This is a genomic window from Streptomyces sp. SID11385 (assembly GCF_010548245.1).
GTDB lineage: Bacteria > Actinomycetota > Actinomycetes > Streptomycetales > Streptomycetaceae > Streptomyces.
Map to the genome: position 1 here is coordinate 1 of NZ_JAAGLR010000398.1, position 228 is coordinate 228.

The following is a 228-nucleotide window of genomic DNA, read 5'->3' on the forward strand; positions in this document are numbered from 1 at the left end:
GATCGGTGTTCCAGGCGGCGATCCAGTTGCGGATGTCCTTCTCGAGGGCCTGGACGGACTTGTGGACGCCTCGCCGTATCTGTTTGTTAGTCAGTTCGGCAAACCATCGCTCGACGAGGTTCAGCCACGACGAGCCGGTCGGTGTGAAGTGCAGGTGGAACCGGGAGTGGGCCAACAACCACCTCTTGATGGCGGGCGTCTTGTGGGTGGCGTAGTTGTCGCAAATGA

1 protein-coding gene is annotated in these 228 nt (G+C 60.1%); it reads right to left on the reverse strand.

All coding sequences use genetic code 11. The annotated features are described in order from the left end of the window. On the reverse strand, positions 1-228 hold a 228-nt coding region (locus tag G3I42_RS11950; protein ID WP_203606682.1), incomplete at both ends, for a transposase.